The organism is Candidatus Marithrix sp. Canyon 246 (genome assembly GCF_001723685.1).
Taxonomy (GTDB): Bacteria; Pseudomonadota; Gammaproteobacteria; order Beggiatoales; family Beggiatoaceae; genus Marithrix.
In genome coordinates this window covers 25,124-39,398 of record NZ_MCBX01000037.1, presented here as the reverse complement: position 1 = coordinate 39,398, position 14,275 = coordinate 25,124, and the positions used below count along the sequence as shown (strand labels likewise).

Genomic DNA, 14,275 nt, shown 5'->3' with positions numbered 1-14,275 from the left:
TATAATTACTGGTAGTAAAGGTGGTGTAGGTAAAACATTACAATCATTATTGTTATCATCATACTATATCCAACAGAAAAAAGTATTTTGGTTCTTGATTTAAATAGCATGAATGTGGATTTTTCGCGTTTGCTTTTTTATAAGAAGGAAAAAGATGCAGCGAAATTTATCCCAATTCCAATGGAATCTGGTCAAAGTGAAAGATTAGCTTTACAAAAAACTTATACTGTAAATCAAGATGGACACAAATATGAGTATATTGTTGGTTCACCATTAAATCCATTTCATGTATATGATCATTCAAGATTTAAAAGTTTACTGGCTGCTATAAAAAATATTAATATTACAAAGCTATTCAATCTACAGCCCTTAGATGCGGTAATTATTGATACAAATTATCACTTTTGTAATATTTTTCATGAGCAAGATGGAGAATATGAAGAATATAAAAATGGTCCATTAAAAGATGAAAGTATAACTATTTGGTTTATGTGGGTTTATCGACAATTAGAAAACCTAATACGTTTAAAATATGATGATGCAGATGTAATAATAAATACAGCGGCAGCAATTGAGAGAAATATTAAAAGTAATCTTACACATAAATCTCCTTTTATGCACGTATTTGGACCTGCTACATTAGTATCTTCTCAAACTGATAAGAAAACTGGTATTGCTTCAGCACTTGCGAGTAAAATCTATGAAGCAATGACTAAAAATACAGATATTCATTTAGATGAATTAAGAAAAATAGAACAATTATCTGTAGGTGATAGTATAAGTTTTAATGATTGGTTAGAAAAGTTGGATGTAGCGCATATTGCTGCTCCGAAAAACAGTGATCCACGTCATCATTTTTTAGATATACTGATTAATGCTACAGAAACATTTGCAAAAGATCATGACGGAAAACGTCCAAACAACATCATTCCATTATCGGTATTTCATCAAGGTTTAAGGTATTATACTGATGGTTGCATTTTTTTCATTCCATATGATATGAAAGAGACCTTTCTCAATTTATTAAAAATTATATTTAAAGATGCAAACTGGCTAGAAAAACCTTCCAATGAACAACTTGGAATAATTGGAGGGGATCAATTTTCCAATTTTTATAGCGAGAATACTAAAATACAATCAACAATAGAGTATGAAGTTATGCGAAAAGAACAACAAGAGTTAGTACAATTATTTGATAAAATTTCTGAACATAAAAATGGTATTGATGCAGTTTTGGTTTGTAATCATGATGATATGCTGTTTTCTAGTACACCCAAACAAGGATCTGAATATGTAGATACAGATTCATTTGTCATAAACATACTTTTTTAGTTTTTGTTGGTACCCAACCAGACGAACTTAAAATAATGAATTATCATATCAATGCACATCTGGATGAAATATATGTTCTGTTGGATAAATTATTGAAAACTGCGTAACATCAGTTAGTTGTTAGTTCTTTCCGCTACTCTCATAATCGCGCTACGAGAGCGCGGATTGTCATTAATTTCTGTTTCATCAGGGAATATTGGTTTACCAATGGCGCGTAAAGTGGGGCATAAAGCGTCAGCGGTAATTGGTAAATCAATGGGAAAATCGTCTCCTCGAACGCAATCACGAATAAAACGCTTGACTATACGATCTTCTAGTGAATGAAAACTAATAATTACTAAACGCCCACCGGGTGCTAATAGTTCTAATACTTGTTCTAATAATGTTTTTAATTGTTCCAGTTCTCGATTAATAAAGATACGTAAAGCCTGAAAAGAACGAGTGGCTGGATGCTTTAATTCTGGTTTTCTGCTTTTCGGATATACTGCTCTAATTAGATTAGCTAATTGATGAGTTGTTTTAAGTTCTGCTTCTTCTTCACGCGCTGCTACAATTGCTTGTGCAATACGTTTAGCATGACGTTCTTCTCCATAAATTCTTAATACTTCAGTTATTTGTTCTAATTTCGCTTCAGAAAGCCATTCAGCTACTGAGATACCTTGTGATGGATTCATACGCATATCCAATGGTCCATCTCGCATAAAACTAAAACCGCGACTTCCATCGTCAAGTTGCGGTGAAGACACTCCTAAATCTAAGAATATTCCATTGACTTTGCCTGTTATATGTTTAGTTAATTCAGCAAAATTACTATGAATAATAGTAAAACGACTATCAGTTAAAGACTGTGCCGCTTGAACAGCGTCAGGATCTTGATCAAAGGCTAAAACCCTGCTATTTTGATCTAATTGATCTAAAATAGCTTGTGTATGCCCACCACGCCCAAAGGTACAATCTACATAAATACCATTGGGTTGTAGATTTAAGCCTTTTAATGCTGGTGATAATAAAACTGGTTGGTGGTTTAACATTGTTAATTGATCTCAATTGACTTGTTAGCTGTAATATCATATAGACTACCTGAAACATACTTATGGAGAATGCTGGCTACCAATGTTTGATAAGGCATACCTTCTTCTAATGCTCTTCTTTGGATTGCTACAAGATCTCGATTTGATATTCTGATATTAATTCTTTTATCTTTCTTAAACGTTTGTGCTGCCGATTGCTCAATAAATTCCTTGCGTGAAGGAGACATATCAGATTCAAATTCTCCAGATTCAAATGCTTGCAAAAGTTCTTGTTCTTCTTCATCTAATTGAAACTGTTTCATTTTTTACCTCGAAGATATTGTTTAGTTGCTTTCCTGCTTGGTATTATTGTTTTAAGGAAAATTTCATGATCATTCTCGACATAGGGAACCAAATAAGCATATTCATCAATAGAAACAATGAATATTCGTTGATTTGGATGAGCAAGATCATCTAATAATCCACCTGATTGCAAGCAGAAAACAACATCTTCAAATGAAATATTTCTCTCAGCAATAAGTTTTTTATTTTTATCTGGGTTCCAGTTAATAGGTTTCATGATTAGTTATTTTAACATATATGTGTGCCTATTGTCATCAAATATTTACATTGAATTCAATTTTTTAAATTTTCCCTATCGATTCTCTCAGTAAAGCAGCACTGATTGAAATAATTGAAGAAAAAAGGCAAATAAAAGCCATCAGACCTGTCAGGTTTTTCTTTCAGCTATTTATTATAAATTAAGGCTTGTAGGGTCGGTGATAACCGACCAAATTAATCAATTACATCATAAACATTTGCCAGCCAGTTTCAATTGTCCACCACCATTGACGTATTTTGCCTTCTGAATCGATGGCAAAAATTTGTTGTTTACCATTTTCATTATAATAAACAGGATCACTAGCAATAGTTTGTCCACCTACGGCAATGCTTAAATCTTCTAAATGCCAACCGCTATCCGTTGTCCACCACCATTCACGTAAGTGATTATTAGTATCTCTCACAAAAATATGCTCAGTTCCATTATCTTCACGATAATAGACTGGATCACCAGCAATGGTTTGCCCATCTACTGCCTTGCTTAAATTTTCTAAGAAACCAAAATATGAACTAAACAATAGTGCGTATAAGTTATTTTTATCATCCCTCATAAATAGATACTCAAACTCTGAATTACTAGGAGCATAGGTTAAATTACCAACAAATTTCGGTAGGACAGTAATCGGGCGATTAAGCCAACTATAATTATTTTCTTTCACACTATCCTCTTCCAGCCTAACATTAGCTGCTAAATAATATCGACCAGCCTGCACATTAGATGGAATCTTTAAAGTTCTCTCTACTGAAGTCCTTGTAAATTGTTTATTGGGGCTGAGAGAAGAATATGTCGTCAAACCAAGGCTAATAGCATCATTGAAACTATGTATATTAGGCGTTAAATACCACTCAATTGTTGGAGATGAAATCGTGTTAGTACCAACATTTTCAATAATGTAGTTATTAACAGTTAAATTGCCACCAGATGAAACCTTTAAAGTCACATCTGCGTCTGAAACTTCTTGTATCCCAGATGAATAATAAAGATGAACACCTAAATCAGTTCTAGCTATTACATTTGATGGAAAGGCTTGACGGATTGCTATTATATCATCACCATACAAGCGTTCATAAACCATATATTGAGGTCGCATATAGTTCATAATAGAAATTTCCTTGAAATTATGGTCCAGCCCCCAAGCATGTCCTAATTCATGAAGACATATATAATTAAAATTAACCAGATTATTATTCTGATTAGTGCTAATCCCATTAGTAGTCCAATCAAACTTACTGTTGAAGGCTATATCTGACTCTATAATGGTATTCGGTTCCAAGTTGTACCAACTAATAAAAGTTATAGCTAACATATTATCGTCCCAAGGGAAACCAAATCTCAATAGCATATCAGCAGAACTCAGAAAGCCAGCAATCTCATTACGACCATTTCTCCAGCCCCACTTATTGTCACTCTTAGTTCTGATTTGGAATATATCAGCATATTTATTCCAATATTCCATTTGATACTTATCATATGGAGAAAATTTGGAGCTTTCTGGAAGCGGATAAAAGACAATTGGTGCTGGCTGCTTCTTTCCCAGAAATATAAAATTATGCGCAATTTATCCACTGTTTGATGATTTTTCAGATGGTGCTATTGGGGAAGGATCATAGGTTTTGGAAGGCAGATCTTTACGGTTAAATTGTCTCAAATTACTAGGGACAGATCTATCTGGTAATGGCTTACTTTTAGCGTTAGGTATTTCTTGCTTGATTATATTGATGAAGTTTTGAAAAGAGATTGGCTTATTTCTGTTGCTTCTGATATTTTGAGTATTAGTATCCCAATTCTTTGCCGAAAAACTGCCTTGATACATTCCGGTAACTGGACTAAACGATGGTCTATCATGACTATCAAGCATTAATAGAACTTGTTCTCCAACTGTGAAACTAGGAACCTCAGAAATGCGGTGTCCGCCTTCACCCGGCAAAAAACCACCAGCAAAAGTTAAAGTTAGCTCTTTTTTTGCTTTTCCAAATAGCACTTCATCAACTTTCAAGCGATAATCAGTTACGATCAGGTTTTTTTCTTATTCCAACGAGGTGTTTTATCTAATATAGTACCCACCAAGATCAACTTGGAACGCTGAATAACTTCTTCTCTATCCATCTGGATGACAGCAGCTTGTGCCGTCGAGAGATAAACAAAGGTAAATAATACACTTGCTAAAAATATTAACAAGCTTCGTACATTATTAATTTCCTATATTTAATATTGATATAAATTTCGGCATAGCCTACCTATTAACTATACCTATATTATATATTAGCATATAATATAAATTGATGTAATTTTTTTTGTGGGCATTGTGATCATCAAATCATAAAAGAATTGAATTATACCAATTTCCAATTCAATCATGGTAAGATTCGTTATCTGTGAGATTTAAGAAAAGGTTGCTATTATGAATATGGTATCTTTTGATAGTCAATTATTACCAGAGGGTAATTTAAGTTTTGATGAGAATGATATTGAATTATCGGCTATCAAAGATAACTCAAATGATTTTCTTTCTCAGGAAGAATTGGATTATTATCTAAATTTGGAGCGATTATGAGACTATTTAACCTATAACTACAGGGATTGCATATAAGCAAAGATTATATAAGAAGGCAGAAAAAGTCGTGACTTTTGTGCGATGCTTGCATCGAAGAGATTTCTATAAATATTTTCCTTAAAAATTATGTCAAATTCAATCATGGTAATATTCCCCTATCGTCATCAAGGTACTTGGATGTTTGATGATGAGCGTGTGGGGCTTGTACAGGAACCTTTTGTTGAAGGTATGCCTGAAATTATAGATTTATTTGTTCAAAATATTCCTAATGCTGAAAAAGGTTTTAAGTTGTTATTTTCTGCTAAACCATTTCCTAATCATCAAGCTAAATTAGTATGGGATAGAGAAGAAGATGAAGGAAATTGGTATCGTTGGGATGAACAAGGTTTAGAAGGTTGGTTGTGCCCAGCTTTGTATCATTATTTTAGTAAAGCACCTTCAGAACTTTATTGTAAAGCTGAAGTTATTGAATTGTAATTATGAATACTTATCTGTTTTATGATTTAGAAACTACTGGTTTAAATAAAGCTTTTGATCAAATTTTACAATTTGCCGCTATTCGTACTGATATTCGCTTTAATGAAATTGAGCGGCATGAGTTTTATGTCAAATTACGCCCCGATATTATTCCTTCTCCTCAAGCTAGTGTTACTCATCGTATTTCTATCGCTAAATCAATGCAACAAGGTATTTGTGAATTTGAGGCGGTTCAGAAAATACATAAGTTAATTAATCAGCCTAATACTATTAGTATTGGTTATAACAATTTAAAATTTGATGATGAGTTTTTACGTTTTTGTTTTTATAGAAATTTACTTGCTCCTTATACTCATCAATATAAGAATTCTTGCCGTCGTATGGATTTGTTGCCAATTGTTACTATGTTTTTTTTGTATAAAAATGATGTATTTAAGTGGGCAAATAGTGATGGTAAGATTTGTGCTATAATGTATGTTATGAAACGTATTGAAATAAAAGACCATGTTTGATATAGAATGGATAAAAAATAAGATCAAGAATGATGAAGATTATTTTTCCATACATGCCGATCAAGAAAGTGGAAGAGGTGAAAGTTGTAATGTGGTAGGCTTTACTAATAATGGATGATGTTCCTTGCTAACAGTGCGAATTTTGTGGAGAGCAATACTTTGAAGGAAAAAGAGTTACGTATTCCTATTGAACCATTTCCAGCAGTGGAATATGTTTAATAGTTTGGTTTGCTGTTTTAAAACAAGAATAAAGTCTCTTTTTTTCTCAGCAATTCCCTCAAAGATGACACTAAACTTGAAAGTTGGTTATATCAGATAACAACAAATGCAATTCTTGATTATTATCGTTCAATAAAACCAACAGAAGATTTGCCAGATTGGCTTGCACAGCCTCAGCCTTCAATGTAATCAAAAAAGAATTATTGTCAAAAACAACTATCTGAGATGAAAAATATTTCATTGTCTGGTGCAAAATATTGAGGTGCTATTTAAAATTAGCTGCGCTGACTTCTTTTCGTTTATTCCGTAAATTCGTTGTACTATTTGAAGTTAATGGCATTACTCCTTTAGAACTTCAACTCTTAACATAATAATCAATAGTAGGAGCAGCCATATTCATCAACAACACCGCAAAAGCCACCGCATCAGGATAAGCACCCCAAGTTCTAATCACATAAATTAATCTAGCTTTATTTGAGGTTGCCGCTGTTGGATCTGTTGCGATAAAAAATGTTCCCATAATTGTTGCGCCACTTAGAAGATGAAATAGTGGATTTGGGTATAAATTTGGGTTGATCAGAAAAAATATTCCTGATATGATAATTAAGCTAATTAGCATTGCTACTGGAATATGCCAAGTAATTATGCGTTTATACAGCAGCCAGCAGCCACCTAACAGAAATGCAGCATAGCCAACCATATAAATGTTTAGCTATAATCCACCACGGCACAAATGGTGGCAAGGCTAAAGCTAGTAAAAAGCTGTTACTATCGCGCTATAATCAGTAATAAATTGGCGTACAGGGCGTTTGCGTATATAGCATCAAAGTTTCACAAGTCAATGCTGTAATACTAGCTAAGGTGTCAATATATCAAATAGTTTTTGAGCTAAATTAATTTTTTTAGTAACATAATTATGGGTATAAATTTGGGTTTATCAAAAAAATATTTCTTATATGATAATTAAGCTTCAATTTTCAATTTTGGTAATTATTTTAACTGCTCCAAATCTATCTGCTATTTGTTCTTGTGTCAAACCTTTATATGAGCGAAGTAATTTCAATTTTTTAGACAGCGTCATAAGTTTAAAAATCCCTTATTTTAGCATAACTTTGTTGCTAAATCATATTAATAATTGTATAATTGTATAATTGTATTAATAATATAATTGTGGAAATGATAAGATGAGAATTGACCATCTTGAAGTAACAAACTTCAAAGGTTTTGAACACAAAATGATTGATTTTTCGCCACGATTTAACGTTTTAAGTGGTGATAATGGTATTGGAAAAACTGCAATCCTAGATGCCTTGGCAGTGGGAATGGGTGCCCTATTATTAGGTTTTGATGATATTAATTCCCGTACTATCAGCTCAACCGAAATACGTCATATTGGATATAAATTAGGACAAGATCTAAAACTTGAACCGCAATCCCCAACAATTGTAAATTGTAAAGGTGAAGTAAATGATACCGGTATCATCAATTGGCAATTGATTAAGGAAGGAAATAAAACAACTCTCCACGAAGCTTCACTAATCATTGAGAAGGCGAAACAATTACAAGAAAGAGTGAGGGCTGGTGATAAGTCTCTTATATTACCCGTGCTAAGTTATTATGGAACTGGTCGCTTATGGTTACAAAAGCCGGAAACAGTTGAAATAGTTAAACCTAATTCCCGATTGTCAGAATATAATACTTGCCTTGATCCTGCCTCCGATGAAAAACAGCTTATGCGCTGGTTTAAAACTATGGAAATTGCTGCCTTACAGCGAAAAGTTTCTATTGGAGTATTAGAAGGCTTACGATCTGCGGTTAAAAATTGTTTGGAAGGCTGTGAATTTGTCTATTTTGATATACCATACGATCAACTCATAGTAATGAAAGCTCAGCAGCAGATTCTTCCCGCTCATCTATTGAGTGATGGACAGCGTACTATTTTAGCAATGGTGGCAGATATTACTTATAAAGCAGCTTCTCTTAATCCACAGTTAGAAGATCAAGTAGCCTTAGAGACTCCGGGTATAGTATTAATTGATGAAATAGATTTGCACCTACATCCCAATTGGCAACGGAAAATAGTCAACAGCTTAAAAACTACTTTTCCTAAAATTCAATTTATCACAACTAGTCATTCTCCTTTTATTATCCAATCTTTGCGTGATGGTGAGTTAATTGATCTTAATAAGTCTCAACCGACTGAATACGAAGATAAGAGTATTGAAGACATAGCTGAATATCAGATGGGGGTAGAAATTCCACAACGTAGCCAACGTTATTTAGAGATGATGGCTGCTGCTAAAGAATATTACCGTGTTTTAGAACAAACCAAGACAAGTTCATCAGAGGAGAACAAGCAACTACTAAAGAATCGATTAGATGAGTTAGCTGCGCCTTTTAGCGATAACATCTCCTATCATGCTTTTTTAGAAATGCAACGTGAAGCGATGGGGCTAGGGTAAATTTGATATGAGACCAGTTGAACGAGGTGATATTCCTACTGATGCCAAAGGTCAATCTAAACAATATAATCAATACAACCAAGCACAGCCGGACTTAATTAGTCGTATAGGCGAATACTGTTCATATTGTGAAAGACCAATAAAAACTAATTTGGCTGTTGAGCATATTCAATCCAAAAATTCTCAACCGCAACTTGAATTATCGTGGAATAACTTTTTATTGGCTTGTACTAATTGCAATTCTACTAAATCAACCAAAGTTCGAGATGATATTACTCAGTCTTATTATTATTGGCCTTCACTAGATAATACTTTTCGTGTGTTTGTTTACAAACCGAGTGGTATGATTGAAATTAACTCTGCATTGAAGGCTTTTGCTTACGCTAAGGCACAAAAAACACTTAAATTGACTGGCTTAGATAGACATCCAAATACCCTGAATAAACCGAGTCCAAAAGATAAACGTTGGCTCCACCGCCAAGAGGCTTGGGATTTAGCATACTTAGCGAAAACTCAGTTGGCTCAGAATAATAATCCTAAAATGCGGAATTTCATTGTAATGAATGCAAAAATTCAGGGGTTATGGTCAATCTGGATGACTGTTTTTCATGATGATTTTGATATGTTGAATAGGTTGATTCAAGCTTTCCCGGGCACTTGTTGTCTATGCTTTGACTCAAATGGTCAGCCGGTTCATGGTCTCCGGGGAGAATTATAATTTTTCTTTATCTAACAGTTGCTGATAAACAAGTGAAATTTAGAATGTTTAAGGAGTTTGGCAGCAGGCTATTCAAATATTAATATACCAATATAAGAATATTTTGGTATGTCTCCGGTTGAGTCAATGACAGCCGGTAAGCCAGTAATTGGTGTGGCAGAGGCTGTGTCTGTTATGTCTAAAGATAAGGCTTTGACTATGCGTGCCGCTTGTGAGAAAAGGGCGCAGTTGTTTAGAACTGAGGTGTTTTTGGAGAAGATGCGGAGGTTAATTTAGTAGAGTGGGCAACAAGTTTGCCCACCCCACTAATTCTATGGCTTTTGAAGTAAGTCAATTATCTGTTGTCTTAATAATTCATTTTCTTTATCCCGCAGTTCAATCATTAACTGTGCCTTTTCTAATTCATGTTGAAGTTCTGTTTGATCAGCTAATTGTAAATTAACATTGCATTGAGTATTGTTATCATTAGCATCAAATAAATTAAATACACTTTTTTCATCCAACCTCAGCAATTTGCCTAAGCCTATCATGACCAACATTTGTCTCACATCGCTCTATCTTAGCATAAGCATAAGTTGATACCCCTAATTTCCAAGCTTGCGCAAAGTTGTTTTTGGCAAGGCTTCTAAAGTATTCATCCATTTATTAAATAAATAACATTTTTTCCTAATTAAAGTTAAACCTATAAATTCTGCTGCATCACATCTGTGAGTTATTTTCTCATATCCTTCGTATAAATTTAATAATCTTTTGGAAGGTGCAGTGTTTGGAAATAAAATTTAACCTAGTCCAATCGCTTCCTTTAAGATACTTCATTAATCCTTTGTGTGACAATCACATCATCCGCTTGAAATTGATCAAGCAAACTCACTGATTGTGTTAATAAAATTATTTGCTTTGATTTAGATAGACTGCGTATTAACCCGTCTAAAATATTTATAGCAAAAGGATGTAAGCCTAATTCAGGTTCATCAAGAATAATGCTTGTAGGTGCTTGTGCTTGAAGCAAAACCGTCGCCAGACATAAGAATTTTAGTGTACCATCGGAAAGATGATGTGCTGTCTTCCATAATTTAAAAAAGCAAATGAAATTGGACTTTCCAGCTCCATTGGCACCAATAAATACATTTAAGTTATGTAAATCAATTTGGGTGTTATTGTGTGATTTATAAGCTTTTAAAATTAATTTTTTTAGTAACATAATTATGGAGTTCAGCTAAAAAATATATTAAGAAATCGTCTCATGTTATTAACTGTTCAACAACTTTATAAACATGTGTTCCAACTTGATTCAGCCATCTTGCTTTAAAATAATTAAACAGGCTTAAAATTGTTTTGTTAGTACAACGAATTAAGAAATAAACGAATTTGATATGATTCGTTTCGTTTATTTCTTAATTCGTTGTACTACAGACCAGTTTTATTTATTAAGGGAGATGTCTATTGAAAACCATTGTCTTTAATTACTGATTCCTCAGAAACAAAAGGAATTCCCCCAAATCGCCCTTGAAGATAAGCCTTTTAAATATTTAAATCTGAATTCATTTTGAGATTTATTATCTAAGAATAGTTTGGGTAGTAAGGCATGTAAACTGTGATCTAGTTCGTCAACTATATAAACTTTTTCTGAGCTTAATAAATCAAATAATATTGGTAAGAAATGGGCAAGTTGTTGTGTACCCGCTGATTCTTTGGCAAAATCAAAAGATACAACGCTTCCATCATTTCCATGATGTTGTGCTTCTAAACGAATAAGTATTGGTTCGCCTAATTCGTTAGCAGATAAGGTATAGGATTTGCCTTTACTAGACATAATAACTGAGGGTTTTTCTTTATTGGCTCTAATTAGAGTTGATTTGGGCGTGTGCCTTGGGCAACAAATTCAAGAAATTGTCTTTGTTTAGTATTTTTACGCGCTAATGAACCACCTAATTCAACAGTAACTTTGCCCGTTTCTGAAGTAACACGCTCGAAATAACGTAATTCTCTTTTGTTAGGAGCATTCTTCAAGCACTCGTTGGTTATTAATAATAAATCCATAATGATAGCGAATATTTTGATAAAAAATAATAAATTCAAACTGACTTGGCTGAGTTCGCAAGATTTTATCAAGACGAAATGGTTTTACTGGAATGGATTTAGTGCCTTGAATTCCATTAACAATAAGCTGTTTGGCAAAGCCTATGGCTTCAATAAATTTGGTTTTACCATGCGCGTTAGCACCATAGAAAATATGGTTTCTTCGGCAAAGCACATAAAATTTTTTACTATAAATTGGAGTAGCATTTTTATTCAAGTCTTAACATAATAATCAATAGTAGGAGCAGCCATATTCATCAACAACACCGCAAAAGCCACTGCATCTGGATAAGCACCCCAAGTTCTAATCACATAAATTAATATCCCAATTCCAGCGGCATAAATTAATCGAGCCTTATTTGAGGTTGCCGCTGTTGTTGGATCTGTTGCGATAAAAAATGCTCCCATAATTGTTGCGCCACTTAGAAGATGAAATAGTGGATTTGGGTATAAATTTGGGTTTATCAGAAAAAATATTCCTGATATGATAATTAAGCTAATTAGCATTGCTACTGGAATATGCCAAGTAATTATGCGTTTATACAGCAGCCAGCAGCCACCTAACAGAAATGCAGCGTTTATCCATTGCCATCTTAATTCAGTTTTCATCGTCTCTAAAGGTGTTGCGCCACTTATTGTATCTAATATTATTGACCAATCACTCATCTGTAATGGAAATGAAATCAATAACACAGCATAGCCAACCATTGCCGGATTAAACAAATTATAACCTAAACCACCATATAAATGTTTAGCCACAATAATCGCAAAAGCTGTTCCTAATACAGTAATCCACCACGGCACAAATGGTGGCAAAGCTAAAGCTAGTAAAAACGCTGTTACTATCGCACTATAATCACTAATAAATTGGCGTACAGGGCGTTTGCGTAGCCATAGCATCAAAGCTTCACAAGTCAATGCAGTAATAGTAGCTAAAAATAAATTAACAACAATATTCCAACCAAAAAAATACGCATATACAACAATACCCGGTATTAGAGCATAGAGTAATTGTTGCATCATTTTGGAGACTGTATTGTTATTATGTATAAACGGTGCGCTTGAAACTTTAAATTCCATATCTTTAATATATTACCTTAACTTGATCTTCCCCAAGCAAATTTTTTAATTCATCCACTAAGTTGGTATCAGGTTTAATACGCCAATTTAGTTGTAAATCTACTTTTGCATCTTGACGCTTATAATGAATTGTAACTGGACATTTTCCATCACGATGAGAAGTCAAGCTATTAACTATTTTTTCAGCTAAATTATCAGATGTGTTTGAAACATATATTTCCAAACTCTTGGCTAAATTTTCACGAGCTATTTCAAGAGTTGAAACGCCTTGTGCAGTCATACTATAACCTCCAGTGTAATCATCTGAACGCACTGATCCGTCTATAATTAATAGAGTATCTTTAACCAACAATTCAGAGACTTGATTATAAACTTCAGAATAAACTTTTACATCTATACGCGCGGTATTATCATCTAAGCTTAAAAAAGCCATACGCCCACGCTTAGTATTAACACGCACATCCATCAACCAACCAGCAACACGTACAGTTTTCTTTCTTTCTGTAGGTTTAATATTTGCTAAACTAGTATGGATAATTCTTTTTAATTCAGGCAAATATGGAGTAATAGGATGCCCACTTAAATAAAAACCTAAGCTTTCTTTTTCTTTATTTAAACGTAGAGTTTCATTCCAATTAGGTACATCTTTAACAAATTCAGGTTTTTTGTTACTAGTTGAATTACCAAAAATATCATTTTGCCCAGCGGCAGTATTACTAGAATTTTGTTCCGCAGTTTTAATAGCAGTATTTAAAGAAGCCATCGTAATTGCACGATTAGGACCTAAATCATCAAAAGCACCTGATTTTATTAAAGGTTCTAATAAACGCTTACTAACTTTACGTAAATCTATGCGATTACAAAAATCAAATAAATCACTAAAAGTTCCATGTTCTTGACGCTCCGCAACAATACTTTCAAGAGCCGCTTCACCAGCTCCTTTAATCGCACCTAAACCATAATAAATAGACAAATCTTCATTATCTACCACAGTGAATTTATAATCACAGAGATTGATATTAGGCGGCAAAATTTTCAACTTCATAGCGCGACACTCATCAACCAACATCACAACTTTATCAGTATTATCAAGATCAGCAGATAACACCGCAGCCATAAAAGCGGCAGGATAATGAGCTTTTAACCAAGCAGTTTGATAAGAAACCAAAGCATAAGCAGCACTATGACTTAGATTAAAACCATAGGCGGC

The 14,275-nt window shown here is 33.7% G+C and carries 21 protein-coding genes and 2 pseudogenes; 7 read left to right on the top strand and 16 right to left on the bottom strand.

All coding sequences use genetic code 11. The features are described 5' to 3' along the window. Window positions 1–108: 108 nt before the first annotated feature. Window positions 109–1,332 carry a hypothetical protein gene (locus tag BHU68_RS12405; RefSeq protein WP_069471238.1) on the top strand — a complete coding sequence of 408 codons (1,224 nt, stop codon included), beginning with the start codon at window positions 109–111 and terminating at the stop codon, window positions 1,330–1,332. A 113-nt stretch (window positions 1,333–1,445) separates the two neighbouring features. Here BHU68_RS12405 and rsmH read toward each other — a convergent pair whose 3' ends face one another. From rsmH to BHU68_RS12380, 5 genes are all read right to left on the bottom strand, one after another. Next, on the bottom strand, window positions 1,446–2,363 hold the full coding sequence (rsmH, locus tag BHU68_RS12400) for a 16S rRNA (cytosine(1402)-N(4))-methyltransferase RsmH (protein ID WP_069471237.1): 918 nt from the start codon (window positions 2,361–2,363) through the stop codon (window positions 1,446–1,448). A gap of 2 nt (window positions 2,364–2,365) precedes the next feature. Beyond that, window positions 2,366–2,665, bottom strand: a complete 300-nt coding sequence (locus tag BHU68_RS12395) for a CopG family antitoxin (RefSeq protein ID WP_069471236.1) — start codon at window positions 2,663–2,665, stop codon at window positions 2,366–2,368. Beyond that, window positions 2,662–2,922 carry a BrnT family toxin gene (locus BHU68_RS12390; RefSeq protein WP_069471235.1) on the bottom strand — a complete coding sequence of 87 codons (261 nt, stop codon included), beginning with the start codon at window positions 2,920–2,922 and terminating at the stop codon, window positions 2,662–2,664. The genes BHU68_RS12395 and BHU68_RS12390 overlap by 4 nt, the downstream gene beginning before the upstream one ends. A gap of 223 nt (window positions 2,923–3,145) precedes the next feature. After that, window positions 3,146–4,420 carry a matrixin family metalloprotease gene (locus tag BHU68_RS12385; RefSeq protein WP_069471234.1) on the bottom strand — a complete coding sequence of 425 codons (1,275 nt, stop codon included), beginning with the start codon at window positions 4,418–4,420 and terminating at the stop codon, window positions 3,146–3,148. Between the two features lie 102 nt (window positions 4,421–4,522). Beyond that, window positions 4,523–4,960: a hypothetical protein gene (locus BHU68_RS12380; protein WP_069471233.1), complete on the bottom strand. Its 438-nt coding sequence runs from the start codon at window positions 4,958–4,960 to the stop codon at window positions 4,523–4,525. A gap of 405 nt (window positions 4,961–5,365) precedes the next feature. On the opposite strand from BHU68_RS12380, the gene BHU68_RS17390 reads away from it, so the two are divergent. From BHU68_RS17390 to BHU68_RS12370, 3 genes and pseudogenes are all read left to right on the top strand, one after another. After that, on the top strand, window positions 5,366–5,518 hold the full coding sequence (locus BHU68_RS17390; protein WP_171899525.1) for a hypothetical protein: 153 nt from the start codon (window positions 5,366–5,368) through the stop codon (window positions 5,516–5,518). A gap of 126 nt (window positions 5,519–5,644) precedes the next feature. Then, the gene (locus BHU68_RS12375; RefSeq protein WP_069471232.1) at window positions 5,645–5,995 is read left to right on the top strand and encodes a DUF6717 family protein; all 351 of its coding nucleotides are present in this window, start codon (window positions 5,645–5,647) and stop codon (window positions 5,993–5,995) included. 2 nt (window positions 5,996–5,997) lie between these two features. After that, window positions 5,998–6,435 (top strand): annotated as a pseudogene (locus BHU68_RS12370) (exonuclease domain-containing protein); the annotation flags it as partial. A gap of 646 nt (window positions 6,436–7,081) precedes the next feature. Here BHU68_RS12370 and BHU68_RS12365 read toward each other — a convergent pair. Further along, window positions 7,082–7,426, bottom strand: coding sequence for an RnfABCDGE type electron transport complex subunit D (locus BHU68_RS12365; RefSeq protein WP_069471230.1), 345 nt, complete (start codon window positions 7,424–7,426; stop codon window positions 7,082–7,084). A gap of 484 nt (window positions 7,427–7,910) precedes the next feature. Between BHU68_RS12365 and BHU68_RS12360 the strand changes: the two genes are divergently transcribed. From BHU68_RS12360 to BHU68_RS16990, 3 genes are all read left to right on the top strand, one after another. Next, the gene (locus tag BHU68_RS12360) at window positions 7,911–9,188 is read left to right on the top strand and encodes an AAA family ATPase (protein WP_069471229.1); all 1,278 of its coding nucleotides are present in this window, start codon (window positions 7,911–7,913) and stop codon (window positions 9,186–9,188) included. Window positions 9,189–9,195: 7 nt separating this feature from the next. Then, complete coding sequence (locus BHU68_RS12355) at window positions 9,196–9,906, top strand: HNH endonuclease (protein WP_069471228.1); 711 nt, start codon at window positions 9,196–9,198, stop codon at window positions 9,904–9,906. 108 nt (window positions 9,907–10,014) lie between these two features. Further along, the gene (locus BHU68_RS16990) at window positions 10,015–10,182 is read left to right on the top strand and encodes a glycosyltransferase family 1 protein (protein ID WP_141699491.1); all 168 of its coding nucleotides are present in this window, start codon (window positions 10,015–10,017) and stop codon (window positions 10,180–10,182) included. Between the two features lie 35 nt (window positions 10,183–10,217). Here the strand turns inward: BHU68_RS16990 and BHU68_RS12350 are convergent, their stop codons facing one another. The 10 genes and pseudogenes from BHU68_RS12350 to BHU68_RS17945 form a co-directional block, all read right to left on the bottom strand. Next, the gene (locus tag BHU68_RS12350; RefSeq protein WP_069471227.1) at window positions 10,218–10,409 is read right to left on the bottom strand and encodes a hypothetical protein; all 192 of its coding nucleotides are present in this window, start codon (window positions 10,407–10,409) and stop codon (window positions 10,218–10,220) included. Then, entirely contained in the window at window positions 10,402–10,548 is a 147-nt protein-coding gene (locus BHU68_RS17385; protein WP_171899608.1) for a hypothetical protein, read from the bottom strand. Before BHU68_RS17385 ends, BHU68_RS12350 begins: the two co-directional genes overlap by 8 nt. Continuing rightward, window positions 10,491–10,622, bottom strand: coding sequence for a hypothetical protein (locus BHU68_RS18425; RefSeq protein ID WP_445082177.1), 132 nt, complete (start codon window positions 10,620–10,622; stop codon window positions 10,491–10,493). Before BHU68_RS18425 ends, BHU68_RS17385 begins: the two co-directional genes overlap by 58 nt. An 86-nt stretch (window positions 10,623–10,708) precedes the next feature. After that, on the bottom strand, window positions 10,709–11,107 hold the full coding sequence (locus BHU68_RS12345; RefSeq protein WP_069471226.1) for an AAA family ATPase: 399 nt from the start codon (window positions 11,105–11,107) through the stop codon (window positions 10,709–10,711). Between the two features lie 273 nt (window positions 11,108–11,380). Then, window positions 11,381–11,719 carry an AAA family ATPase gene (locus BHU68_RS12340; RefSeq protein ID WP_069471225.1) on the bottom strand — a complete coding sequence of 113 codons (339 nt, stop codon included), beginning with the start codon at window positions 11,717–11,719 and terminating at the stop codon, window positions 11,381–11,383. A 32-nt stretch (window positions 11,720–11,751) separates the two neighbouring features. Beyond that, the gene (locus BHU68_RS17380) at window positions 11,752–11,916 is read right to left on the bottom strand and encodes a hypothetical protein (protein ID WP_171899609.1); all 165 of its coding nucleotides are present in this window, start codon (window positions 11,914–11,916) and stop codon (window positions 11,752–11,754) included. Then, window positions 11,900–12,202 (bottom strand): AAA family ATPase, encoded by a 303-nt coding sequence (locus tag BHU68_RS12335; RefSeq protein ID WP_069471224.1) that lies wholly within the window; start codon window positions 12,200–12,202, stop codon window positions 11,900–11,902. The genes BHU68_RS17380 and BHU68_RS12335 overlap by 17 nt, the downstream gene beginning before the upstream one ends. After that, on the bottom strand, window positions 12,199–13,065 hold the full coding sequence (locus tag BHU68_RS12330; RefSeq protein WP_069471223.1) for an RnfABCDGE type electron transport complex subunit D: 867 nt from the start codon (window positions 13,063–13,065) through the stop codon (window positions 12,199–12,201). The genes BHU68_RS12335 and BHU68_RS12330 overlap by 4 nt, the downstream gene beginning before the upstream one ends. A 4-nt stretch (window positions 13,066–13,069) precedes the next feature. Next, on the bottom strand, window positions 13,070–13,345 hold the full coding sequence (locus BHU68_RS18165; protein WP_338140379.1) for a hypothetical protein: 276 nt from the start codon (window positions 13,343–13,345) through the stop codon (window positions 13,070–13,072). Continuing rightward, window positions 13,337–14,092: pseudogene (locus tag BHU68_RS17945) on the bottom strand (helix-hairpin-helix domain-containing protein); the annotation flags it as partial. The gene BHU68_RS18165 and the pseudogene BHU68_RS17945, both read right to left, overlap by 9 nt. Window positions 14,093–14,275: the final 183 nt, after the last annotated feature.

Excerpts from the sequence above, each read along its gene's own strand:
- BHU68_RS12405 (WP_069471238.1), top strand. The coding sequence starts at position 109 with ATGAATGTGGATTTTTCGCGTTTGCTTTTTTATAAGAAGGAAAAAGAT.
- rsmH (WP_069471237.1), bottom strand. The coding sequence starts at position 2,363 with ATGTTAAACCACCAACCAGTTTTATTATCACCAGCATTAAAAGGCTTA.
- BHU68_RS12395 (WP_069471236.1), bottom strand. The coding sequence starts at position 2,665 with ATGAAACAGTTTCAATTAGATGAAGAAGAACAAGAACTTTTGCAAGCA.
- BHU68_RS12390 (WP_069471235.1), bottom strand. The coding sequence starts at position 2,922 with ATGAAACCTATTAACTGGAACCCAGATAAAAATAAAAAACTTATTGCT.
- BHU68_RS12385 (WP_069471234.1), bottom strand. The coding sequence starts at position 4,420 with ATGGAATATTGGAATAAATATGCTGATATATTCCAAATCAGAACTAAG.
- BHU68_RS17390 (WP_171899525.1), top strand. The coding sequence starts at position 5,366 with ATGAATATGGTATCTTTTGATAGTCAATTATTACCAGAGGGTAATTTA.
- BHU68_RS12375 (WP_069471232.1), top strand. The coding sequence starts at position 5,645 with ATGTCAAATTCAATCATGGTAATATTCCCCTATCGTCATCAAGGTACT.
- BHU68_RS12365 (WP_069471230.1), bottom strand. The coding sequence starts at position 7,426 with ATGGTTGGCTATGCTGCATTTCTGTTAGGTGGCTGCTGGCTGCTGTAT.
- BHU68_RS12360 (WP_069471229.1), top strand. The coding sequence starts at position 7,911 with ATGAGAATTGACCATCTTGAAGTAACAAACTTCAAAGGTTTTGAACAC.
- BHU68_RS12355 (WP_069471228.1), top strand. The coding sequence starts at position 9,196 with ATGAGACCAGTTGAACGAGGTGATATTCCTACTGATGCCAAAGGTCAA.
- BHU68_RS16990 (WP_141699491.1), top strand. The coding sequence starts at position 10,015 with ATGTCTCCGGTTGAGTCAATGACAGCCGGTAAGCCAGTAATTGGTGTG.
- BHU68_RS17385 (WP_171899608.1), bottom strand. The coding sequence starts at position 10,548 with ATGGATGAATACTTTAGAAGCCTTGCCAAAAACAACTTTGCGCAAGCT.
- BHU68_RS12345 (WP_069471226.1), bottom strand. The coding sequence starts at position 11,107 with ATGTTACTAAAAAAATTAATTTTAAAAGCTTATAAATCACACAATAAC.
- BHU68_RS12340 (WP_069471225.1), bottom strand. The coding sequence starts at position 11,719 with ATGTCTAGTAAAGGCAAATCCTATACCTTATCTGCTAACGAATTAGGC.
- BHU68_RS12330 (WP_069471223.1), bottom strand. The coding sequence starts at position 13,065 with ATGGAATTTAAAGTTTCAAGCGCACCGTTTATACATAATAACAATACA.
- BHU68_RS18165 (WP_338140379.1), bottom strand. The coding sequence starts at position 13,345 with ATGACTGCACAAGGCGTTTCAACTCTTGAAATAGCTCGTGAAAATTTA.